At 64.5% G+C, this 22,041-nt stretch carries 18 protein-coding genes and 1 tRNA gene; 6 read left to right on the forward strand and 13 right to left on the reverse strand.

The features are described from left to right. Positions 1-58: 58 nt before the first annotated feature. Positions 59-1,015: a hypothetical protein gene (locus CXQ91_RS14530; protein ID WP_104174620.1), complete on the reverse strand. Its 957-nt coding sequence runs from the start codon at positions 1,013-1,015 to the stop codon at positions 59-61. A 154-nt stretch (positions 1,016-1,169) separates the two neighbouring features. Here CXQ91_RS14530 and CXQ91_RS14535 point away from each other — a divergent pair, with 154 nt between their 5' ends. Next, complete coding sequence (locus tag CXQ91_RS14535; RefSeq protein ID WP_104174621.1) at positions 1,170-1,715, forward strand: peptidylprolyl isomerase; 546 nt, start codon at positions 1,170-1,172, stop codon at positions 1,713-1,715. Positions 1,716-1,721: 6 nt separating this feature from the next. Further along, complete coding sequence (locus CXQ91_RS14540) at positions 1,722-2,591, forward strand: rhomboid family intramembrane serine protease (RefSeq protein ID WP_104174622.1); 870 nt, start codon at positions 1,722-1,724, stop codon at positions 2,589-2,591. Between the two features lie 1,179 nt (positions 2,592-3,770). Here the strand turns inward: CXQ91_RS14540 and CXQ91_RS14545 are convergent. Beyond that, on the reverse strand, positions 3,771-4,382 hold the full coding sequence (locus CXQ91_RS14545) for a DNA-3-methyladenine glycosylase I (protein WP_104174623.1): 612 nt from the start codon (positions 4,380-4,382) through the stop codon (positions 3,771-3,773). A gap of 150 nt (positions 4,383-4,532) precedes the next feature. Here CXQ91_RS14545 and CXQ91_RS14550 point away from each other — a divergent pair, with 150 nt between their 5' ends. Next, entirely contained in the window at positions 4,533-6,815 is a 2,283-nt protein-coding gene (locus tag CXQ91_RS14550; protein WP_104174624.1) for an immune inhibitor A domain-containing protein, read from the forward strand. A 100-nt stretch (positions 6,816-6,915) separates the two neighbouring features. Here CXQ91_RS14550 and CXQ91_RS14555 read toward each other — a convergent pair whose 3' ends face one another. Beyond that, the gene (locus CXQ91_RS14555) at positions 6,916-7,170 is read right to left on the reverse strand and encodes a cell division protein CrgA (protein ID WP_104174625.1); all 255 of its coding nucleotides are present in this window, start codon (positions 7,168-7,170) and stop codon (positions 6,916-6,918) included. A 176-nt stretch (positions 7,171-7,346) separates the two neighbouring features. Here CXQ91_RS14555 and CXQ91_RS14560 point away from each other — a divergent pair, with 176 nt between their 5' ends. Beyond that, entirely contained in the window at positions 7,347-8,141 is a 795-nt protein-coding gene (locus CXQ91_RS14560; protein WP_104174626.1) for a class E sortase, read from the forward strand. Positions 8,142-8,312: 171 nt separating this feature from the next. Then, positions 8,313-8,954: an aminodeoxychorismate/anthranilate synthase component II gene (locus CXQ91_RS14565; RefSeq protein WP_104174627.1), complete on the forward strand. Its 642-nt coding sequence runs from the start codon at positions 8,313-8,315 to the stop codon at positions 8,952-8,954. Between the two features lie 5 nt (positions 8,955-8,959). Here CXQ91_RS14565 and pknB read toward each other — a convergent pair whose 3' ends face one another. The 7 genes from pknB to CXQ91_RS14600 are packed head-to-tail and all read right to left on the reverse strand — an operon-like array spanning position 8,960 to position 18,622. Beyond that, complete coding sequence (gene pknB / locus CXQ91_RS14570) at positions 8,960-10,852, reverse strand: Stk1 family PASTA domain-containing Ser/Thr kinase (RefSeq protein WP_258073996.1); 1,893 nt, start codon at positions 10,850-10,852, stop codon at positions 8,960-8,962. 56 nt (positions 10,853-10,908) lie between these two features. Further along, entirely contained in the window at positions 10,909-12,735 is a 1,827-nt protein-coding gene (locus CXQ91_RS14575; RefSeq protein WP_104174629.1) for a protein kinase, read from the reverse strand. Then, positions 12,732-14,192: a penicillin-binding protein 2 gene (locus CXQ91_RS14580; protein ID WP_104174630.1), complete on the reverse strand. Its 1,461-nt coding sequence runs from the start codon at positions 14,190-14,192 to the stop codon at positions 12,732-12,734. Before CXQ91_RS14580 ends, CXQ91_RS14575 begins: the two co-directional genes overlap by 4 nt. Next, positions 14,189-15,652 carry an FtsW/RodA/SpoVE family cell cycle protein gene (locus CXQ91_RS14585; RefSeq protein ID WP_104174631.1) on the reverse strand — a complete coding sequence of 488 codons (1,464 nt, stop codon included), beginning with the start codon at positions 15,650-15,652 and terminating at the stop codon, positions 14,189-14,191. Before CXQ91_RS14585 ends, CXQ91_RS14580 begins: the two co-directional genes overlap by 4 nt. Further along, a complete protein-coding gene (locus tag CXQ91_RS14590; protein ID WP_374953662.1) occupies positions 15,649-17,394 on the reverse strand; it encodes a PP2C family protein-serine/threonine phosphatase in 1,746 nt (581 codons plus the stop codon). Before CXQ91_RS14590 ends, CXQ91_RS14585 begins: the two co-directional genes overlap by 4 nt. 2 nt (positions 17,395-17,396) lie before the next feature. Next, entirely contained in the window at positions 17,397-17,879 is a 483-nt protein-coding gene (locus tag CXQ91_RS14595; protein ID WP_104174632.1) for an FHA domain-containing protein, read from the reverse strand. Next, entirely contained in the window at positions 17,876-18,622 is a 747-nt protein-coding gene (locus CXQ91_RS14600) for a DUF3662 and FHA domain-containing protein (protein ID WP_104174633.1), read from the reverse strand. The genes CXQ91_RS14595 and CXQ91_RS14600 overlap by 4 nt, the downstream gene beginning before the upstream one ends. A gap of 353 nt (positions 18,623-18,975) precedes the next feature. On the opposite strand from CXQ91_RS14600, the gene CXQ91_RS14605 reads away from it, so the two are divergent. Beyond that, a tRNA-Leu gene (locus CXQ91_RS14605) sits at positions 18,976-19,058 on the forward strand. A 73-nt stretch (positions 19,059-19,131) separates the two neighbouring features. Here CXQ91_RS14605 and CXQ91_RS14610 read toward each other — a convergent pair. The 3 genes from CXQ91_RS14610 to CXQ91_RS14620 form a co-directional block, all read right to left on the reverse strand. After that, positions 19,132-20,298 (reverse strand): MFS transporter, encoded by a 1,167-nt coding sequence (locus CXQ91_RS14610; protein WP_104174634.1) that lies wholly within the window; start codon positions 20,296-20,298, stop codon positions 19,132-19,134. Between the two features lie 169 nt (positions 20,299-20,467). Then, on the reverse strand, positions 20,468-20,860 hold the full coding sequence (locus tag CXQ91_RS14615) for a universal stress protein (protein WP_104174635.1): 393 nt from the start codon (positions 20,858-20,860) through the stop codon (positions 20,468-20,470). After that, positions 20,857-21,807, reverse strand: a complete 951-nt coding sequence (locus CXQ91_RS14620) for a 2-hydroxyacid dehydrogenase (RefSeq protein ID WP_104174636.1) — start codon at positions 21,805-21,807, stop codon at positions 20,857-20,859. Before CXQ91_RS14620 ends, CXQ91_RS14615 begins: the two co-directional genes overlap by 4 nt. Between the last annotated feature and the right edge of the window lie 234 nt (positions 21,808-22,041).

Consider the following 22,041-nt stretch of genomic DNA (forward strand, 5'->3'; position numbering starts at 1 on the left):
AGAGGGACCCCGCAGTGCGGGGTCCCTCTGATGTGGTGCCGTACGACGACGGCCAGGCTTACTTCTCGGTTGCCTTGGCGGCACCGTTGTTCATGCTGGAAGCGATGTTCTTGACGGCAGTCTTGGCGTCCGTGGCAACCTTGGCTGCCTCGTTCTTGGCGTCCTCAACTGCATCCGCGGCCTTCTCAGCGGCGTCGCCGGAAGCGTCAGCAACAGCGTCCGCCGCGTCGACGGCCTTCTCGCCGGCGGTGGCCGGGGTGCCAGCGTCCTCGACGGATGTCGCAGTGACGTCATTGACGGTTGTGGCGGGAACGGGCGCAGGCGCTACAGGGGCCGGCGTCTTCCACGGATCCTCCACCGGCTTGGAGGCCTTCCAGGCGGCCACACCGGCTGCAACTGCCGCGGCGATCACGCCGAAGATCAGCAGTCCGCGGTGCTTGGGCTTCTGCGGCTTGGCCACTTCCCCGGTGACAACGCGGGTGGCTTCGGCTGCTGCGGCCTTCAGCTGCTGGCCCGCGACCTGCGCCTGGTCCTGGATGGAATGCACCACGCCTGAGTCGGCAAGCCTCTGGGCGACGGCATCCACATGGGCCGGTGCGCTTTCGAGCGTGCGGTGCACTGCCTCCGAAGCCTGGCCGATCTGGTCCGAAAGCCTGGGAAGGTACTCCACCACGACGCGGTCACGGGCCTGGGAGATCACCGGGGTGGCCTTGTCCAGTGCCTCGTGGAGGCGCGGGGTGGCGTTATCCACAACGTCATGGATCTTGGGCGCGAGGTGGGCCAGTCCGTCCTGGATACGCGGCGTCACGGTGGCAACGCCGTCGGCCAGGTTGTGGGCTGCCGATTTGAGCCCTTCCTGAATCTTCGGGGAAGCGGTGTCGATGCCGTGCTGCAGGCGGGGAACCGCCCAGTCCACGGCTGCTTCAACGCGGGGGGCTGCCCAATCCTTGGCGTTCTCTACCGCGCTGCTGACTGACTGCTCCAGGTCACGGGCAATACGATCCGATTTCTTCACAACTACCTCCCGATTAATGTGACGGTTCTTTCGTTAGCCTACGTGGATTGGATGGCACCGGCTATTCTTCATAAGCATTTTGGCCGGATTTCACCTAGCGCGGAACTGCCCGGCAGGCCTCCTGCGCCATAGCCCGACATGGAACAATGGGCCTATGACTGCCATCGCAACCGCAAAAGCAACCATCCACACCAGCCTCGGCGACATCGTCGTCAACCTCTTCGGCAACCACGCGCCCAAGACGGTCAAGAACTTCGTCGGCCTGGCCACGGGCGAGCAGGCCTGGACCCACCCGGAAACCGGTGAGGACAAGACCGGAACCCCCCTGTACAACGGCACCATCTTCCACCGCATCATCAAGGACTTCATGATCCAGGCCGGGGATCCCCTGGGCCGCGGCGTCGGCGGACCGGGCTACAAGTTCGACGACGAGATCCACCCCGAACTGACTTTCAACCAGCCGTACAAGCTGGCCATGGCCAACGCCGGCATCCAGATGGGCAAGGGCACCAACGGCTCGCAGTTCTTCATCACCACCATCCCCACCGACTGGCTGCAGGGCAAGCACAGCATCTTCGGTGAAGTTGCCGACGACGAGTCCAAGAAGGTCGTTGACGCCATTGAAGGTGTCCGCACCGGCATGGGTGACCGCCCGGTCGAGGACGTCGTCATTAACAGCATCGACGTCGAGCAGCTCTAACACTCCATGAGTTACGGAATTCCGGCGGCTGAGCCGTCCGCACAGATTCCGGTGTGCCCCCGGCACCCGGACAGGCCTTCCTATGTCCGGTGCCAGCGCTGCGGGCGCCCGGCATGCCCGGAATGCCAGCGGGCGGCCGCCGTCGGGTTCCAATGCATTGACTGCGTCAATGAAACAAAACGTACGACGCCGACAGCCAGGACCGTCTACGGCGGCACCGCCGTCACCGGCAGGCCCTTGGTGACGTTCGGGATCATCGCCGCCTGCGCGCTTCTCTACGTGCTCCAGTGGCTGATCCCTGGGCGGGCGGTCGAGGAAAATCTCGCGTTTGCCTCCGTGTACGCCACGCCCGAGTTTGGCTATTTCGAGCCGTGGCGGATGCTGACCTCCGCTTTCCTGCATTCGCAGGGATTCATCCTCCACATTGCCCTTAACATGTACATGCTGTGGATGTTCGGCCAGGCGTTGGAGCCGCTCCTCGGCAGGCTCCGCTTCCTTGCCCTGTACCTCATCGCCGCCGTTGGCGGCTCGGTAGGATTCCTGCTCCTCACGCCGGTCCTCCCCCCTTCCGGAGTTGTGGGCGCCTCCGGCGCCATCTTCGGACTGTTCGGAGCCATGCTGGTGGTCCAACGCCACCGCGGCGGGGACACAAAGCAGCTCTGGGTGCTGATCGCCATCAACGGTGTCATCGGCTTCATCGTCCCCCAGATTGCCTGGCAGGCCCACCTTGGCGGCTTGGTCACGGGTGCTGCCTGCGCCGCAGCAATCGCTTACGCCCCCCGCGGTCCGCGACAGTGGCTCTGGCAGACGGCCGGCCTGGTGCTTGTCCTCGGCCTGCTCATTGGTGCCACCTGGCTGAGAATGGCCGGCGTCTAAGCATTCGGCTTACGCCGGGCCTGCCGGGACCTGCCCCTGTGCGCCCTGCCCCGTTCGGCCATGTGGCCAGAGCCGTCCCTGTGGGACTGCCCCACCGGAACTACTCCGCAGGGCGCCCGCGCACGGCCCTTCACGTTCTACTCGCGCGCTACTCGCGCGCCGTCGCGGAGCCTGATTTCTTTACAAGCCCCGCGCACCCTGGACCCCGGACGCGCCCTTGCCCTCGCCGACGCGCGGCGCCATGTGCGCGTGCGTCCGCCCCTCCGACGCCTTGCTGGCGCATCCGGCGCCATGCGGCAGGTGACCGCCCGTCCGCATGCCGCGCCCGCGGATCCCTAAGGCAGTCCTCGGGCACCCTCTTGACCTGGCCCGCACCTGTTGGGCCTGGCTTCAGCCCGCACGCCTGGCTTCAGCCCGCCGTCGTCCCGGAAAGTTTTCCACAGCGGTTATCCACATTGTTGGTAACTTACACGGTTGTAGTTCAGCATCCGTCTCCCGTGTTGCCCTTGCCAGCTGGCGATTATCGACAGGGGACCCGTTTTTTGTCCACATCTGTGGATAAAGATGTTCCTGGGGGCTGTGGTTAAGTGGACAACTCGGCCGCCGGTACAGCCCCTCGAACACCTGGAAGAACCCTGAGTGTCCGGCCCGCAGCCGGCCGTTTCCCGCCCGGCTCGGTGAAGCGCGCTCCGCGATCCGCACACATCCCGGTGGAAAACTGCCGATACGGACCGTAAAGCAGTGAAAGGCACCAACTCTTCAACAGGTTATGCACACTGTTAATAACTGCACGCGACGAAGCCGACCCTACAAATTGACCGGCATGCGGCCTGAAAGGGCAATCGACGGCGAAATAACCCCCAGGTTATCCCCACCTGTGGATAACTTCTGGGGATAGTGCTGTTCTTAAGTGGATAAGTGCGTGTCAGCAAAGATTCGACGTCTTCGGCGACGCCGCTGAGGGTTGAGGTGGGACCGACAAGTCTTGTTGGAGCGGATTTACGGCAAACGCCGGCGGTGGGTGGGTTATCCACAGAGAATCCACAGTGTTAATAACTTACAGGCCTGTGGTTCAGCCCGGGAGTGCATCGATGACGGGCCATGGCCTGCGGAATGGCTGGCCGGCGGTCCCAGTCTTATCAACACTGTGGATAACTTTCCCCACAGGGCGGGATAACCCTACGCCGGATCCGTCCACACCCCGGACGAGCCTCGGCGGTGGCTGTCGACCAGATGGGTGTCGATCATGCCGATCGCCTCCATAAGTGCATACATCGTGGTGGGGCCCACGAACGCGAAGCCTTTGCTGCGCAGCGCTTTGGAGAGTGCCACGGATTCAGGCGATGTTGTGGGTATCCCGCCGTGGGTCAGGGGATTTGGGGTTACCGCCGGTTGGAAGCTCCAGACGAAGTCCACCAGGCCGCCCTCGCCCCGCAGGGCGATAGTGGCTTGGGCATTGGTGATGGCAGCCCTGATCTTGAGCCTGTTCCGGACAATGCCGGCGTCGAGCATCAGGCGTTCGATGTCCTCTTCGGTGAAGGCGGCCACGGTATCGGGCTGGAAGTTGTGGAAAGCCAACCGGAAAGCGGGCCGCTTCCGCAGGATGGTGGCCCAGGACAGCCCGGCCTGGAAAGCCTCGAGGCTGATGCGTTCGAACAGCCCCTGCTCGTCGCGGACAGGCATGCCCCACTCAGTGTCGTAATACTGCTGGAGCAAGGCGTCTGTGGCGGCCCACGGCGGACGGGCAAGGCCGTCGCTGCCGACAATAGTGCCGCGTTCTTCCGGGGTCATCTGGGTTCCTAGCTATCCGGTGCGGGTTTGCTGCCTCCAGCATATTCAGCGGCAAGCAGCTGACATGCCTCCGCCATAGCGAAGTTCGTAGCCGACGGTGCACTCTCACATTATGCTGTGGCTCTGATCACAAAATACTGGGAGGTACGTGTGAGGAAAACCAAAATTGCCGTGGCTGGCATTGCAGGGGTCGTTCTCGGGATGCTCAGCATCCAGGCCCCGGCCGTAGCCGCACCACCTGGCGACGACGGGACCACCGGGCCCGCAGCGGCAATCCGGCAGGACAACCGTCCCGGACCGCGCACGAAGGAACTCGTTGACAAGCGCAAAGCGGCCATTGAAAAGGTGGCCCGGGGACAGGCGAAAGCCAGTGACGACGGCGTAGTCCAGTTGGCGGAGGACAAGTTCGCCGAGATCGAAACCAGCAAGCAGGACAAGATCTTCACCATCCTTGCCGAGTTTGGCGACCAGGGTTCAGGTCGCCTCGGAACTGCGCCGGGTCCGTTGCACAATTCGATCGCCCCACCGAACCGCTCCGTGGATAACACCACGCTGTGGACCGCGGATTTCAGCCCGGCCCACTACGAAGAACTTTTCAACGGCAGCGGCGAATCGATGAAGGGTTACTACGAAGCAGTTTCAAACGGCAAGTATTCCGTCACCAACACTGTGACGGACTGGGTCAAGGTGCCCAACAACGGATCCTTCTATGGCGACAACGCCACCGAAGACACCGGGGGCTCATGGGCCTTTATCCGTGACTCCGGCAATGCCTGGTGGAATTCCCAGGTTGCGGCCGGCAAAACACCGGCAGAAATCGATACGTACCTCGCGCAGTTCGACGTGTGGGACCGCTATGACTTCGACAACGACGGCAACTTCGACGAATCCGACGGCTACATCGACCACTTCCAGGCAGTGCATGCCGGCGAGGGTGAGGAAGGCGGCGGCGGTGCCCTGGGCGAGGACGCCATCTGGTCCCACCGCTGGTACGCCTTCGGCAACCAGTTCGGCTCGGCCGGCCCCGACGGGAATCTTTCCGGCGGCACCCGGATCGGGTCTTCCAAGTACTGGCTGGGCGACTACACCACGGAACCCGAAAATGGTGGCGTCGGTGTGTTTGCACACGAATTTGGCCATGACCTTGGACTGCCGGATTTCTATGACACCTCGGGCGCCGCGACCAACAGCACCGCGTTCTGGACACTGATGAGCTCGGGGTCCTGGCTGGGCCACGGTTCAGCGGCCGAAGAAGGGATCGGCACTACCCCGGGCCTGATGGGGCCGGAAGAGAAGCTCTTCCTCGGCTGGCTGGACCACAGCACCGTGCAGGCAGGCTCCACCGGGGACTTCGTCCTTAATCCGGCCCAGCTTCAGGCCGAGGGCAAGGACCAGGCCGTCCGGGTTAGCCTTCCGGACAAGACAGCCACCACGGACTACACCGCCCCCGCTTCCGGAACCAAGGCGTGGTGGACGGGCAGCGAGGACAACCTCAACGAGTCTCTGACCCACGCTGTTCCGGCGCAGTCGCGGGTGACCGTAACGGCGAACGCCTGGTACGACATCGAGGCGGACTACGACTTCCTCTACGGTGAATACTCCACGGACGCCGGCAAGACCTGGCAGTCCGCCGGGCGTGCGCTCAGCGGAGCAGCCGGATGGGGGCAGGTTCGCTACTCCTACGACGCCGCTGGCGCGGCTTCTCTCTTCCGCTTCAGGTACCAGACCGACGGCGGCGTCCACAAAGCGGGTGCCTTCATTGACGACGTGAAGATTTCGGCCGGAAAAGCCGTCATCCTCAGCGACGACGCCGAGTCCGGCCAGGGACAGTGGCTTGCCGACGGGCAGTGGCAGCTGAGCACCGGTTCGGTCACCCGTACAACTGAGCAGTACTACCTCGTGGAAAACCGCGAGTATGTGGGCTTTGACGCCACACTCGCGGAGGGACCGTACGCCTTCACGAAGGGCATCACTTCCCCGAACTGGGTCGATTTCTTCAAATACCAGAACGGCATGCTGGTCTGGTACATCGACGATTCCTATGCTGACAACAATGTTTCCGCCCATCCGGGTGCAGGCTCGGCGCTGCCGGTCGATGCCCGGCCCGCACCGCTGAAGTGGTCCGACGGCACGATGCCCGGCAACAGCCGGCAGCCGTTCGACGCGACCTTCGGGCTGGAAGCAACGGACCCGCTGTGCATCGCGAAGGAAGTGCAGACAGGCACTAAACGCAATCCGGCCATCGAGTCGCTGGACGCCTGTGCGGTGAGCAGCGCGCCGATCGGAGTCTTCAAGGACATTGATCCGCTGGCCTACTACAGCGCGGAGAACCCCTCTGGAAGCGTGAAGGTCGCAGGGCACGGGGTAGAGATATCCGTAACGTCCGACGCCGGCTCAGACCTCGCTATCCATGTGGTCAACCCCGGTTTGTAGCCGGGGCACAAAAAAGTCGGACCGGCATAACGTGCCGGTCCGACTTTTTGCGTGAGGCGGGGTGTCGCGGAAGGGGCTGACAGCCCCGTGGCGGATTCGGCTACGAACGCCAGCGGGTGGTCATCAGGAACCCGGCGATGGCAATGCCGAACCCGGCCACGATATTCCAGGATTCCCATGCCTGGACGGGAAGGGCGCCTTCACTGATGTAGAACGTGATGATCCACAGCAACCCGATGATCATCAGGCCGAACATGACGGGCTTGAACCACACCGCGTTGGGCTTGTATGCCTGCGATGCAGAAGCCGGCTTTTCCGCGGCGGCGGTTTTCTTTCGTGGCTTTGACTCGGGCACGGGTCCTCCTGGTCGGGCTGAATCAAGGGCGGAGCCTCCGGCTTGGTATCCTGCAAGAAGGAAGATGCCGGCGGTGTTGGCGCCTTTGGTCAGGTCTGAATTCTTACTAGCAGCCAATTCTAGCTGTAGTTCAGAACACACCGGCGCCCGCCCGCGCTGCCAATTGAGGAGATCACGTGGTGTTGCTGGAGAAGGGGACGACCTCCGCCGTGCCGGCACGCGGCGGCGGAGTTCTCCGGAAGCTCGTCCAGATCGCTGGTGAGCTGCTCATCACGGTGGGAGTCGTCCTGCTCCTGTTCGTTGCATGGCAGCTGTGGTGGACCAACGTGGAGTCCGATGCCAAGCAGACTGAAACCATCAGGAATTTCGCCCAGGAACTGGGCGGTTCCGAGGGCCCTGTGGCTTCAGACCCGGCCGTCGGGACACCTTCAGCGCCTACCGACTACGGCCCGCCGAAGGTAGCTGAGGCGCCCGGACATGGCGGAACCATCGGCATCATGTACATTCCCCGGTTTGGTGCGGACTACACACGGCCCATCGTGCAGGGAACCTCCACGGATGTACTGGATACGCTCGGCCTGGGTCACTACAGCGATACGGCGATGCCCGGGGCGACAGGTAACTTCGCGGTGGCAGGTCACCGCCAGACGCACGGGGCCGTCCTGGACAACATCCACACCCTGGTCCCGGGCGACAAGATCTACGTCCAGACCAAGGACGGATTTTATGTCTACGTCTTCCGGAACAACCAGATTGTGCTTCCGTCAGCTACGGACGTGCTGCTGCCGGTACCCACCCAGCCCGCAGCCCGGCCCACGGAAGCCTACCTCACCATGACCAGCTGCAACCCGCGGTTCGGCTCGCAGGAACGCATCATTGCGTATTCCCTGCTGGACCACTGGCAGCCGGCATCCGCGGGTCCGCCGGCGGAAATAGCGGCCCAGGTGGCCAAGGCGCTCGGGAAGGGCTGACGTTATGTACGGATGGATATTCCGCCACTTGCCGGGGCCGCTGTGGCTCAGGATCGTCACATCGCTGGTGCTGCTTGCCGGCGTGCTGGTATTGATGGTTCAGTTCCTCTTTCCCTGGATGTCACAGTTCACCCAGTTCACCGACTCAACGATTGGTTTAGTAACTCGACAATGAGCACCACCAAGATCCTGGTCGTAGACAACTACGACAGCTTTGTTTACACCCTGGTGGGATACCTCCAGGAGCTCGGCGCCGAGACAACGGTGGTGCGTAACGACGACGTCACCCTCGCCGAGGCGATCGAGATGGTGGACGCGCGTGACGGTGTCCTCATCTCGCCCGGGCCCGGCACCCCGGCAGAAGCCGGCGTCTGCATTGACCTGATCAAATGGTGCGGCAGCCATGACAAGCCGATGTTCGGTGTGTGCCTGGGACACCAGGCGCTGGCAGAAGCATACGGTGCCACCGTGACGCACGCCCCCGAGCTGATGCACGGCAAAACGTCACTGGTGGAGCACGAAGGAACCAGCGTCTTCGCCGGTCTCCCCTCCCCTGTCACGGCCACCCGGTACCACTCCCTGGCAGCCGTCCGCGAGACCATCCCCGACGTCCTGGAGATCACCGCCCAGACGGCCAACGGAGTGATCATGGGCCTCAGGCACCGGACAGCACCGCTTTGCGGCGTGCAGTTCCACCCGGAATCGGTCCTCACTGAGGGCGGCTACCAGATGCTGGGCAACTGGCTGGAATCCCTGGGCATGGAGGGCGCAGCCGAAAGGGCTGCCAAACTGAGCCCGCTCATCCAGCACTAATTGGTCTAGCCCCGGTCCCGGTCGGTCGGTGTGGGTGTGGGGGTCGGCGTCGGACTGGGGCTGGGCGGAGGCGCCTTGGCAACAATCACGCTAATGGTCTTTCCCTGTTCAACCAGCGCGTTGACCGGGTCGCTCTGCTCGGTCACCTTGCCCGCTTCAACTTCCGAGTTTTCGACTTCCCTCACTGCGATGCTAAGGCCGAGGTTCTTGAGTGCGGCCTCCGCCTCCGCCTGCGGCAGGCCGCGGAGCTCGGGCATGGCCACCTTGCCGGTGGACACCACAATTTCCACGGTGGTTCCAATGGCGACGGTGTCGCCCGGAGCGGGCTTGGTGGTGATCACGAGCCCCGCGGGCACCGTGGCGCTGTTCGCCATGGTGGTGCCGGGCGCGCCGGCTAGGCCGATCTGCCGCAAAACATCCCGGGCAGCGGCTTCCGTCCGCCCCGGCAGGTCATTCGGGATCTTGACGGCGCTCGGACCGTCGGAGATGTTCAGGGTCACCTTGGAGTCGGGTTCCATGGACGTTCCTGCCGCGGGCACCGTACCGATGGCTGTGCCCTTGGTGACAGTGTCGTGCTGGAGCCGGTTGATCTGCGGACTGAGCCTGGCGTTGTACAGGCGCTGCAACGCCTCGGATTCGGTGAGCGCAGATACCGAGGGCACCTGGATCTTGGCCACCGGAGGGGGCGGCTGGTTCATCATGTTGTAGAGCCAGAGGCCACCCCCGGCGAGGACCAGCAAGGTGAATATCACCAGGGTGGCAATCCAGGTCCGACGGCGGGACTTCTGCCGCGGCGTGCGGTCACGTTCCGGCGGAAGCCCGAGGGGAAGCTCGCTTGCCTCCGAGGGTTCGTATACCTGGGCCGGAATTGGCCGGTCATCGCCGAGCGTGTCGTGGACCGGCCGGAGCCTTCCGCTCGGCGAATCGTCAAGGAAGCTTGCACCCGTGACCGAGTACGGGGCCGCCTGGGCCGTCCGTTCCGCGGCTGGGACCGTGTTGTGGGGTTCCGTCGAGGCCTCGGCTGCCGCCACGTCCGGCACGGGAATGCCATTGCGCGCCGCCCGGAGGGCCCGCTGGAACGCCGCCGCATCCTGGAAACGGTCCGCACGGTTCTTTTGCAGGGCCTTGGCCAGGACGCTGTCCAAGGCCTCTGACACGTCTTGGTTGAGGCTGCTGGCCGGTTCCGGGATCTCGCGGACGTGCTGGTAGGCCACGGAAACGGGACTGTCGCCAATGAACGGAGGCCGCCCCGTCAGCATTTCGTACAGCAGGCAAGCCGCGGAATAGAGGTCGCTGCGGGCGTCCACCGTTTCACCGCGGGCCTGCTCAGGGGAAAGATACTGCGCGGTGCCCACCACCGCCTGGGTCTGCGTCATCGTGGCGGACGAATCGGCCATGGCACGGGCAATGCCAAAGTCCATCACCTTGATGGTGTCCGAATCCTCGCAGAACATCACGTTTGCCGGCTTGATATCCCGGTGGACGATACCCGCCCGGTGGCTGTACTCAAGGGCCGAGAGCACACCAAGAGTGAAGTCGATGGCATGGCCGATACTGACTTCCTTGGCGCGGATAAGATCCCTGAGGGTCTTTCCGGACACGAACTCCATCACGATGTAGGGCACCCGGACGGTGTCCTCCGGACCTCCCGGAACCGCGTGGTCCCCGGTGTCGTAGATGGCAACGATCGAGGGATGGTTCAACGCAGCCACCGCCTGGGCCTCGCGCTTGAACCGCGCCTGGAACTGCGGGTCCCGGGCGAGGTCCGGCCGCAGGAGCTTGATGGCCACTGTCCGGCCCAGCCGGGTATCAACGCCGCGGTGCACGTCGGCCATGCCGCCGCGGCCGATCAGCTCACCGAGTTCGTACCGTCCGTTGAGGACGCGCTGGGTATTCACTGGGAGGCTGTCCTCTCTGTGCGACGGGATACGGGGTGAGTCCGGCAAGGTGCGCCCTAGTTCGACGTTGAGGTAGTGGGCGTGGGCACGAGTTCCCGGGCCAGGTGGTAAGTCACGACAGAACCGGCGGGTACCTTCTTGCCGGCGCCCGGCTCCGAACTGACGAACGTGCCGGGCTGCTGGCCTGCGCTGCCTGCTACGTCTTCACCCTTCACCCAGCGCAGCCCGGCGTCTTCGATGGCGCTCTGCGTCTGTGCTTCAGAGCTGCCGACGCCAATTGCCGGCACTGACGACTCCTGGCTCGGGTCGGGGCCCTTCGAATAGGTGACAGTGATGGCCTGCCCGGGGTTTACCGGACCCGACGGCTCGATATTGGTGACCGTGCCTGACGGCGCATCGTTGAAGACCTGCTCGCCAACGACCTGGAGTCCCATGCCAACCAGCGCGCTGCGGACCTCGTTGTACGGCCGGCCAAGGTAGGCGTCCGGGATCAGGTTAATGGTCTCCGGAGTGCTTTGCGTCGGTGTGGGCGTCGGGCTCGCGCTGGTGGGCGTGGGGCTCGCCGATTTGGACGTCGGCGACGTGCTGCTGGGCTTGGCGCTGCTTGACGTCGACGAGGACTCTGCCGGAGCGGACGGGAACAGGATGCCGGCCTGCGTGAGGATCACACCCACGAGTGCGAAGAGCACCAGCAGGATCAGTGCGATGAGCGGCCACGTCCACGGGCTGCGGCCCTGGCGCTGGGGCTCATCCACGGGTTCGTCGTACCGGTCCTTCTCTTCTTCCTGCTCCCAGCTGCGTTCGGCAGCTAGGGCGTCGGCGCGTGACAGGGTGCTGCGCGGACCGGTTGCCCCGGCAGCCCCGGCGGCAAGCCCTGCGGTTGCACCGGCGCCCGCGGCGCCGACAACGGGAAGTGCGGAAGTCGTCGTCGCCGATTTGTCCTTTTCCGGACTGGATTCGATGACGCCGGTCGCAGCGGTGGGGATGTCCACCGGTGCTGTGATTGGACCCGTGGCCGCCTCGAAGAGCAGCATTCCGGGTACAGCGGCATGCGCAGCGGCGATGTCGCCGTTGCGGATGGCTTCCGCTGCCTCGGACAGCTTGATGGCGTTGGCCGGGCGGTTCTTGGGATCCTTGGCCAGCATGGACATCAGGAGTGCCCGTACCGGCGTCGGCAGTGTTTCCGGCAGCGGCGGCGGGGCATCATTCACCTGGGCAAGCGCAATGGCGATCTGCGATTCACCGGAGAACGGACGGTGGCCCGTGAGGCACTCGTAGCCGATGACCCCCAGTGAGTAGATGTCCGAGGCGCCCGTGGCGGTCTGGCCGGTGGCCTGCTCCGGGGCGAGGTACTGGGCCGTGCCCATGACCTGTCCGGTCTGGGTGAGCGGGACCTGGTCCGCCAGCCGGGCGATGCCGAAGTCGGTCACCTTGACGCGGCCGTCCGGCGTGATCAGCAGGTTGCCCGGCTTGATGTCGCGGTGAACCAATCCCTGAGAGTGGGCCACGGACAGGGCGCGGGCAGTCTGGGCGATCATGGACAGCGTACGGTCCGGGGACAGCACCTGTTCGTGTTCAATGATGCTGCTCAGCGGATGGCCCGGGACCAGCTCCATCACCAGGTAGGCCGATCCCTCTTCTTCCCCGTAGTCAAAGACGTTGGCGATGCCGACGTGGTTCAGAAGCGCCGTGTGGCGCGCCTCGGCACGGAAGCGCTGGAGGAACCCGGGGTCGCCGGTGTACTCCTCTTTGAGCACCTTGATGGCGACTATCCTGCCAAGGATAAGGTCCTTGGCTTTCCAGACTTCTCCCATCCCGCCAATCGCAATACGCGTGGTCAGCTGGAATCTCCCGCCGAGGGTGATTCCTGATGTAGGCCTCACTTATTCAACACCGCCTCAAAAATCTTTTTCGCGTTCGGACTGGTTAGCTGTGCACCGGTAGTGATGTCCACGCCCTGCATGACGATGGTCACCGACACCTGCGGGTCATTGGCCGGGGCGAACCCGGTAAACCATGAATTGTTCAAGCCGTCTGTTCCCAGCTCGGCGGTGCCGGTCTTACCGGCCACCTGGACGCCCGGCACGGCCGCGCCACGGCCAATGCCCTGACTGACGACGCTGGTCATCCACTCGGTGATCTGCTGCGAGATCTCCGGGCTGGTGGACGTCCGGAGGACTTCCGGCTTCGGTTCGCTGATGATCCGCAGGTCCGGGGACCGCAAGGTCTTGATCAGGTTGGGCCGCATCTGGACGCCGCCGTTGGCGATGGCTGAAGTCATCAGCGCAATCTGCAGTGGTGTGGCGCGGACATCGCGCTGGCCGATGGCGGACTGGGCGAGCCCGGCCGCGTCGAGTTCCTCCTCCGGGAAGGCCCTCTTGGCGTAGTCCAGCTTCAGCTGGTCACCGAGGTCCTCGCCGAAGCCGAACTTTGCGGCCTGGTCGGCGATCGCTTGCTGGCCCAGGTCCCTGGCAATCTCCGCGAAAGGAGTGTTGCAGGACTGCTGGAGGGCAAAGGCGAAGTCCGCAGTGTTCTGCGTGTAGCAGTTGCCGCCAGCGTAGTTGGGCAGCTTGTACTGGATGCCGGGGAAGCTCATCTCGGCGGGGTTGGGCAGGACACTGTCCTTGTTGTACTTGCCCGAGCTCAGCGCCGCAGCCGTATCAACGAGCTTGAACACCGAGCCAGGCGCCAGAAGCGCGCCGGTGGGGCCGCTGACGTTCTGGTTCAGGTTGATTCCGGGGATCTTGTTCAGCTCGTTGTAGTTGGCTGCCTCGGCGTCCGGGTCCTGGGTGGCGATCAGGTTGGGATCGTAGGACGGCTTGGACACCATGGCCAGGATGTCGCCCGTTTTGGGGTTCGTCACCACAATGGAGCCGCGCTGGCCGTCCGGAATCAGGTCGTAGGCGAGCTTCTGGATCTCAGGATCCAGCGTGAGTTCAACCGAGGCACCCTTGGGCTGGTTGCCGAGGAACAGCTGGCCCACCCGGTCCAGGAAGAGCTGGTCCGAGCTGCCGGCCAGTTGCTGATTGAGGGCGCTTTCCAGTCCGGTGACACCGAAGCTCCGGGAGAAGTATCCCGTGATGCCGGCATACAGTTCGGGCTCCGTGTAGGTCCGCTGGAATTTACAGCTTTCCGAGGCGGCAACGGACTGGGCGATGGGCTTTCCTCCGACGATGATGGCACCGCGGTCGTTGCAGTAGTTCTGCAGGATGGCGCGCTTGTTCCAGGCGTTGGCCTGCAGTTCGTCCGCGCCCACCACCTGGACATAGCTGAGGGCGCCGAAGATCAGCGCGAACATGGCTACCGCGGCAATCCATGAATTCCGAATTGCATGGTTCACAGTTGTTTCACCGCTTCAGTTGGCGCGTCGGGATGGGCGGAGGAAGGCTGCCGGCCGGGTTGTTGGGCCGGTCGCGGCGGGGACGATGGAGCGGGCTTCTTTTCGCCGGGCTCCGCGCCGTGCGGCATTGGCGTGGTGTCCACCGGCCCGCGTGCGGTGTGCGAGATCATCAGCAGCAGGCCAACGATGATCCAGTTGGCCAGCAGCGAGGACCCGCCCGCTGCCAGGAACGGAGTGGTGAGCCCGGTCAGTGGAATCAGCCGCGTGACGCCGCCGATCACTACGAAACACTGCAGGGCGATGGCGAAGGACAGCCCGCAGGCCAGCAGCTTCCCGAAAGCATCCCGCGTGCCCAGCGCTGCACGGAAACCGCGCGTGAACAGGAGCAGGTACATCAGCACGATGGCGAAGAGGCCGATCAGGCCAAGTTCCTCGCCGAAGGAAGCGATGATCATGTCGCTGTTGGCAAACGGCACCAGGTTCGGCCGCCCCTGGCCGAGGCCCGTGCCCACCAGGCCGCCGTTGGCCATGCCAAACAGGCCCTCAACGATCTGCAGGCTGCCGCCGAACTGCCGGCCGTAAACTTCGTCCGTAAAGGCGTTGAGCCACCCGTCGATGCGGAGACCCACGTGGGAGAAGACCCGGGAGGCGATAAAGCCGCCGCCCAGCAGCAGGCCCACACCGATGATCACCCAGCTGATCCGGCTCGTGGCCACGTAGATCATCACGATAAACAGGCCGAAGAACAGCACTGAGGAGCCGAGGTCCCGCTGGAAGATCAGCACGCCGATGCTCACCAGCCAGGCCGTGATCATGGGGCCCATGTCCTTGAAGCGCGGGAACTGGAGCGGCCCGATCTTGCGGCCCGCGAGCAGGATGAGATCGCGGTTGGACGAAAGATAACCGGCGAAGAATATAGCCAGGGTGATCTTGGCGACTTCACCCGGCTGGAACGTCATCGGGCCGATCTTGATCCAGACGCTGGCTCCAAGGATTTCGCCCGCGGAGACGCCGGGCACCAGCGGCAGAATCAGCAGCAGCGCACTCACTGCCAATGAGATGTAGGTGAAACGGCGTAGGATCCGGTGGTCCTTGAGGAACCAGATAACGGCGATAGCGACGCCCATGGCGACCAGCGTCCAGCGGAGCTGGTTGTTGCCGGTGTCCTCACCCACCCGGTCGAGGCGGTGGATCATGGCAAGGCCCAGGCCGTTCAGGGCGACCACGAGTGGAAGAATAACCGGATCGGCATATTTTGCGCGGATGCGGAGCACCACGTGGAAAGCGAGGGCGGCAGCGGCCAGCATGCTGGACTGGAACCAGAAATCCGTGTCAAACGCTTTTTCCTGGTCAACCCCTACGAGGGCGTTGGCGCCGATGCCGACGGCAAGGGCAAGAACCAGCAGGGCAAGCTCGGTGTTCCTGCGCGGCTTGGGGGTGGCGGCCTCGAGCTGTGTCATTTGGCCTCCTCACAAGCGTTGGTGGCGGTCGGTGTGGGCGTGCCGGGCGGTGCTGTACCGCTCGGCGAGGGCCCTGCTCCGGAGGCCGACGGAGTGGGGCAATCGTCCGCCGGCGACGTGGTCCCGGTCAGGTCCAGGTTCTTGACGATCCGCTGTGCGTCATAGAGGTCGCGCGCCGGTACCGTCTGGCGGACCCTCTGCTGCGAAAATTCCGGGAGATCCGACATCTTGATTTCCGTCACTGTCTCCAGGGTCGACAGTTGAATGGGTCCCAGGCGCTGTGAAACGCCGTTGTAGATGGCAACCCGCTGGTCGTATTCGCCGATGTAGTAGCGCGTCTGCGTCCAGGCATAGCCGAGCCATAGTCCGACGCTCAGGATCACGAGCAGGGCCGCGGCCGTGGCGATGGTGACCCAGCGGCGCGGCTTCGCGGCAGGCTTGTATTCGTCGGTTTCCTCACGGTCCTGATCCGCCTTGTGCGTGAGCACGGTCGCGGCGCGGCGCGCGACGGTCCGGCCGGCGATCGTAGGGATGGAACCGGCTTCAGCGGCCGTGGCGGCCGCGCCAACGAGCTCATGTGGACGCGTTGAAAGTTCCTCGCGGAGAACGGCAGCCGAAAGGTGCTCGCCCAGGTGCGGGTCCGTGGTGGTGGAGGGTTCAGCCGGTTTTGGTGTCGGCCCGGGGACGGTATTGCCGGCGCTTCCGCCGTCAGTGCTCCCGGTGCCGCCGTCGCCGTCGGCAACGTCTCCGGCAGGCTTCGGTTCGGAGCCATCGGCAGTCCCGGGGGCGGCTTCCGGGGGATTTGCCCCGCCAGTTCCGCGGGTTCCGTCGGTCGTTTCCTGCAGCTGTGCCTCTTCGTCAGGAATTTTGGTGGCGGGCGCCGGGGTGGCCGCCAGGGCTGCCGCGCCGGCAGCCATTGCGCTGCCGGCCTGCGGCTGGACGATTTCGACGGCGGCCGTGCGGACGTCGTCGGGAGTCTGCTCCACGATTTCCAGCATGACCACGGTGACGTTGTCCGGGGCGCCGGCTTCAAGGGTCAGGTCCACGAGCGTTTCGACGCATTCACGCAGGTCCTTGGTCTCGCGGACCGTGCGTTCCACCACGTGGCCCGCAACGTAGTTCAGGCCGTCGGAGCACAGGAGCCACCGTTCACCGGGTTCGACGTCAAGGGTGGCCAGATCGAGCTCTGGGCTGGCATCGACGTCGCCCAGTACCCGCATCAGAACGTTCTTGTGCGGATGTGTTTCCGCTTCTTCCGGGCGCAGCCGGCCCTCGTCGATGAGCCTTTGGACGAACGTGTGGTCGACGCTGATCTGCTTGAATTCGCCGTTGCGCAGCCGGTAGGCCCGGGAGTCGCCGATATGGGCGAAGTGCAGTTTGCCTTCGGCCAGGAGCAGGGCCGTGACAGTGGTGCCCATCCCGGCAAGCTTGGGGTTGATGTGGACCAGTTCGGACAGGAGGGAATTGGCGGTCTGGATTTCGTCCGCCAGCACGGTTCCCGCGTCGCCGTCGTAATTCCCGTGGTCCAGGTGGAGCATGTCCAGGACAGTCGCCGCGGAGGCCACGTCACCCCCGGCGTGGCCACCCATGCCGTCGGCCACAACGGCCAGGTGCCGGCCGACGTAGGCGGAGTCATCATTTTTGGCGCGGATGCGTCCCACATCCGAGCGGGCGGCATAGCGCATGATGAGCGGCCGCATCGGGGTTTGGCCCTTTTCGGCGGGAATCTCCGGGACGGCCACGGCTATGGCCTCAATTCGATGACCGTCTTGCCGATTCTCACGGGGACACCGAGCTCCACCGGGAGGGCGCGGGTGAGCTGCTGATTGTTGAGATACGTGCCGTTGGTCGAGCCAAGATCCTCGATGAACCAGCGGCTGCCCTGCGGGAACAGCCGGGCGTGCCGGCCTGAGGCGTAGTCATCCTCGAGGACCAGCGTGGCTTCCTGCGCGCGGCCCAACAGGATGGGACTCTCTGCGAGCGGGATGGTGTGGCCTTTAAGCGGACCCTCTGTAACAACCAGCTGCCGGGCCTGCTGTTTCGCGGGCGGCGGAGCGGCTTCCGCCAGTTCGGGGTGTTTGCGTACCTGGCGGGCAGTCGGGGCACCCATGGCGGCCTTCCGGCCGATCATCAGGTCCCGGCGCATGGCGGACACGATGCTGAAGATAAGGACCCACAGCAACAGGAGGAATCCGAAGCGCAGGGCCGTAATGGTCAGTTCGCTCACTGGCGGCCACCGGAGTTGGCGGGCAAAAGGCGGAAGATGATTTTGGTCCGTCCCATCGTGATGGTGGAGCCGTCAGTAAGGTCTACGCTGCCTACGACCTTGTGTCCGTTGACGTAGCTGCCGTTGGTGGATCCCAGGTCGACGGCCTCTGTAGTGCCGTTGGTGGTGCGGATTTCAAGGTGGCGGCGGGAAACCCCGGTGTCGTCCACCAGGATGTCGGCCTCCGATGACCGGCCCAGGACGATGGACGCGGCATTCAGCGAGTATCGCTGTCCGTCAATGTCCAGGACCGGCTGGAGCCGTACCGGCTGCCGGCGCGGAGCAGCCGGGACGTTGTTCCGTGGCACGGGCGGAGCCGCAGCGGAACCGGAGGCGTTCTCAGTCTTTGAATCAATCTCGAAATCGCCCGCGCGGATTTCTTCGTCGCGGCGGAAGGAAATGCGGACCGAACCGCGGAGCGTGTAGCCCTGGCTCCGGACGTGGTTGATGACCACGTCGCAAAGTTCTTCCGCCAGGGGCGTGCCCCATTCCTGTGCCCGCTTGAAGTCGTCGGCGCTGAGGCGGACGTCAAAAACATTGGGGGCAAGTGTGCGTCCGGCGGCGATGGTGATGGCCTTGTGGTCCACTTCCCGGCGAAGACGGCTGGCGATTTCCACAGGCTCAACCTGGGCGCGCGAACCGGTGGAGAAGACACCGCGGACGGCCTTTTCGATGCCGCGCTCGACTTTGTCCAGCATTCCCATGGCACCTCTCCTCTCCTGACGGCTGCGGGGCAGCACACGTTTCGGAACTCAGTTCACAACATTGCCGGGAGTGCGCCGGGGACGGGCACTCCTACATCTGATACTACTGGGCAGGGCTGTGAATGACCTTAATGCACAACGCCGGGGCGGGCAGAATAGTTCATCCCGGCCTGCGCTGGCGCGGTTCGGACGGCATCATCCGAATGCCCCGTCCCGGGGCGCATTTCTGCCCGGATGGACAGCCGCAGGACCCGATTGGTGTTTTGCCGTGGTTGTCCGTTATGCTTGATCTCGCTGCTTTTACAGGGCTGGGAGTCCGGAAATCGGGCTTCCTGCCGGGTGAAAGAAGTTGCGCGCGAGTGGCGGAACGGCAGACGCGCTGGCTTCAGGTGCCAGTGTCCGAAAGGGCGTGGGGGTTCAAATCCCCCCTCGCGCACGCAAATGGAAGAACCCCGGTCTTAGGACCGGGGTTCTTCTGCTTTAAGAGGATATATTCGCAGTGCCCGTGCCTAGCGGGCTGCGGCCGGCTGCCGGGTTTCTGCTGAGGCGGCACCTTCGGGGGCCTCAGCAGCAGGAGGGGCCGACGTCGTCGTCCGTTCCTTGAGGAAGTACACCAGGCCGGCGGCGAGCGTGGAAGCCGCCGCCAGTGCGAACAGGCCGGGGACAACGCTTCCGGTCTGTTCCTTGATGAGGCCGAAGCCGAACGGTGCAACGAGGCCGCCCAGGTTGCCGAGCGAGTTGATGATCGCGATGGCCGGCGCGAGCACCAGCGGATGCAGGCCTGACTGCGGGATGGTCCAGAACAGCGGCGACGCACTCTTGAAGCCCATGGCGGCGACGGCGAGGAAAACGAGGGCCAGGACCGGGGAGGCAACGGCCGCCGCGAACGTTCCCACAGCCGCGACGAGCAGGGCCACCACCAGCAGCGGACGCTTGGGCTTGGCCCGGTCCTGCCATTTGGCCGCAAAGTACATCGCGAAGACGGCACAGACCCACGGAATGGCGGACAGGAACCCGACGCTCAGGTCCGTGGTGCCGGTCAGCCATTTGGCGTCCTCGATCCTGGCGTCCAGGAGGAAGTACACCGTGATGCCGACGGCGACGGAGAGCAGGCCTTCGAAGCCAAAGAGCCACTGCCAGCCGCGGAAACCGAGGGCGCCCTGGAGGCTGAGCAGCATTCCCGCGATGGGTCCGGAGAGGGCAGCGGCAACCGAGGAACCGGCAATGAAGATGGCGGTGGCCTTGCCCCGCTGGCCGGCCGGAACCCACCGGGCGAAATAGAAGATCACGGCGGGGAAGAACCCGGCCTCAGCGGCGCCGAGCAGGAACCGCAGCACGTAGAACATCATTTCGTTCTGCACGAAGGCCATCAGGAAGGAAACGATGCCCCAGCTGATCATGATCCGGGTGAGCCAGACCCTCGCGCCGAACTTCTCCATCATCACGTTGCTGGGCAGTTCAAAGATTGCGTAGGCAATGAAGAACAAACCTGCACCGAAGCCGTAGGCGGCGGCGCCGATTCCGACATCCGCCTCCAGGTGCTCGTGGGCGTAGCCGATGTTTGATCGGTTCAGCTGGTTGCAGACGAGCATGACCAGCATGATGGGCAGGACGCGCCGGAAGAACTTCTTGGTGGCAGACGCCAGATCCGTGACAGCGATGTCTACAGACTGCATGGGGAAAATCCTCTGTAAAGATGAATAAAGCTCACGCTGCGGGGGACGGGTGCCCGGCCCTTGTGGTCCCCGCCACAGCTTCCCCTCGACTTTATTCAACGGCAGTAATGCCCGTCCAACACATCTTGTGCATTGCCTGATACCTATAGGGCACCGCGGGAGCCCTGGTTCAGGTGCGCGGGCCGACGTCTGGTTTAACCGCAGTGACCGGGCAACCGGCTTCGAGGATGACGCGCTGGGCAGTGCTGCCCAGGAACAGCTTCCCCACCGGGGAGCGCCGCCGAACGCCGATCACTATAAGCTCAACATCCTCCTCATAGGAGGCATCGATCATGAAGTCCGCCGTGTCAGTGCCTTCGTGGGGGCGGAGGGAGGCCTGGACTCCCGCGGCCGCTGCCGTGGCGATGGCGTGGCGGATGTCCGACTCCGCCTCGGCGGACGCTTCGCCCGCGGCGGGGCCCATGATCTGCAGGGCGGTCTTTCGCAGTGCCGCCTCCCCGATGGCGGCGCTGAGCGCGGCACGGCCCTCCTGGCTGGCGACGTAGCCCACTGCCACGCTCATGCCTGCACCGCCGTCAGGACCGAACCGGTGGCCACGAACTGCCGCAGATTGGCGAGGGTAAGTTCTGCCATGGCCGCCCTCGTTTCGAGGGTTCCGCTCCCGAGGTGCGGCAGGAGCACCACGTTGTCCAGGGCGAGGAGGTCTTCCGGGACCTTCGGTTCCTCCGCAAAAACATCCAGCCCCGCCCCGGCCAGCCGTCCGGCCAGCAGGGCAGCTACGAGGGCCTCCTCATCCACCACGGATCCGCGGGCGATGTTGATCAGGTAGCCACTGGGCCCGATCGCATTGATGACGTCGGCGTCCACGAGTTTGGCCGAACCGGGCCCGCCGGCGGCGGCGACAATCAGCACGTCGCAACCGGCAGCGAGTTCGCGCGGTGAGGCCTTGTACTCATAGCTGACCCCGTCCACGGGATTCCGGCTGTGGTAACTGATATCGCAGTCGAAGCCTTCCAGCCTCCGGGCGATGACCCGCCCGATCCGGCCAAGACCGAGGATGCCCACCCTCTTGCCGCTGGCTTTGGTGGCCAGGGGGAAGTTGCCTTCGCTGAGCCAGTCACCGCGGCGGACGAAGCGGTCCGCGGCGCTCACCCGGCGCAGGACGTCCAGGTATAGGGCGATGGCAGTGTCCGCCACGCAGTCGTTGAGGACATCGGGGGTGTTGCTGACGGTGATGCCGCGCTGGGCGGCCTGGGCAACGTCCGTAGTGTCATAGCCGACGCCGAAGTTGATGACCGCGCGAAGGTTGGGCAGGGCGCGCATCAGGTCCGGGCCGACGCCGAACTTTCCGGAGGTTACGGCAACCTCGAAGGACCCGCCGTGGTGCTGCAGGAATTCTTCCCGCTCCGGGGTGGAGTCGGGGAGCCGCACGGCGCCGTACTCGCTCCGGATGGATTGTTGGACGGTTGGCATGAGTGGCCCTACCTGCAGGACAGCGATGTTCTTCATATCTGCACCCTAGGTTTCCGATCCATACGCGTCCAACATGTAAATGGCATGGATCGATGCCCGAAGTGAATCGGTGGTGCTACTCCAGCGGAACTGCGCGGATTTCGGGGATAAGTGGTGCCTGTCACAGGCGGCCGGCGCCACGAGGGGTCCCCGCCGGGCCTACCGGGCAGCCGGCAAAAACCTTGTGGAGCCTTTGGACCTCAACTAGCTTGAGTCCAGCGCGGCCCGAAA

The organism is Arthrobacter sp. Y81 (genome assembly GCF_002929335.1).
In the GTDB taxonomy this organism is placed as follows: domain Bacteria; phylum Actinomycetota; class Actinomycetes; order Actinomycetales; family Micrococcaceae; genus Arthrobacter.

Bases quoted from the DNA above. Each gene is read 5' to 3' on its own strand.
- CXQ91_RS14540 (WP_104174622.1), top strand. From the start codon at position 1,722: ATGAGTTACGGAATTCCGGCGGCTGAGCCGTCCGCACAGATTCCGGTG.
- CXQ91_RS14610 (WP_104174634.1), bottom strand. From the start codon at position 20,298: ATGCAGTCTGTAGACATCGCTGTCACGGATCTGGCGTCTGCCACCAAG.
- CXQ91_RS14600 (WP_104174633.1), bottom strand. From the start codon at position 18,622: ATGGGAATGCTGGACAAAGTCGAGCGCGGCATCGAAAAGGCCGTCCGC.
- CXQ91_RS14585 (WP_104174631.1), bottom strand. From the start codon at position 15,652: ATGACACAGCTCGAGGCCGCCACCCCCAAGCCGCGCAGGAACACCGAG.
- CXQ91_RS14565 (WP_104174627.1), top strand. From the start codon at position 8,313: ATGAGCACCACCAAGATCCTGGTCGTAGACAACTACGACAGCTTTGTT.
- CXQ91_RS14535 (WP_104174621.1), top strand. From the start codon at position 1,170: ATGACTGCCATCGCAACCGCAAAAGCAACCATCCACACCAGCCTCGGC.
- CXQ91_RS14620 (WP_104174636.1), bottom strand. From the start codon at position 21,807: ATGAAGAACATCGCTGTCCTGCAGGTAGGGCCACTCATGCCAACCGTC.
- CXQ91_RS14545 (WP_104174623.1), bottom strand. From the start codon at position 4,382: ATGACCCCGGAAGAACGCGGCACTATTGTCGGCAGCGACGGCCTTGCC.
- CXQ91_RS14615 (WP_104174635.1), bottom strand. From the start codon at position 20,860: ATGAGCGTGGCAGTGGGCTACGTCGCCAGCCAGGAGGGCCGTGCCGCG.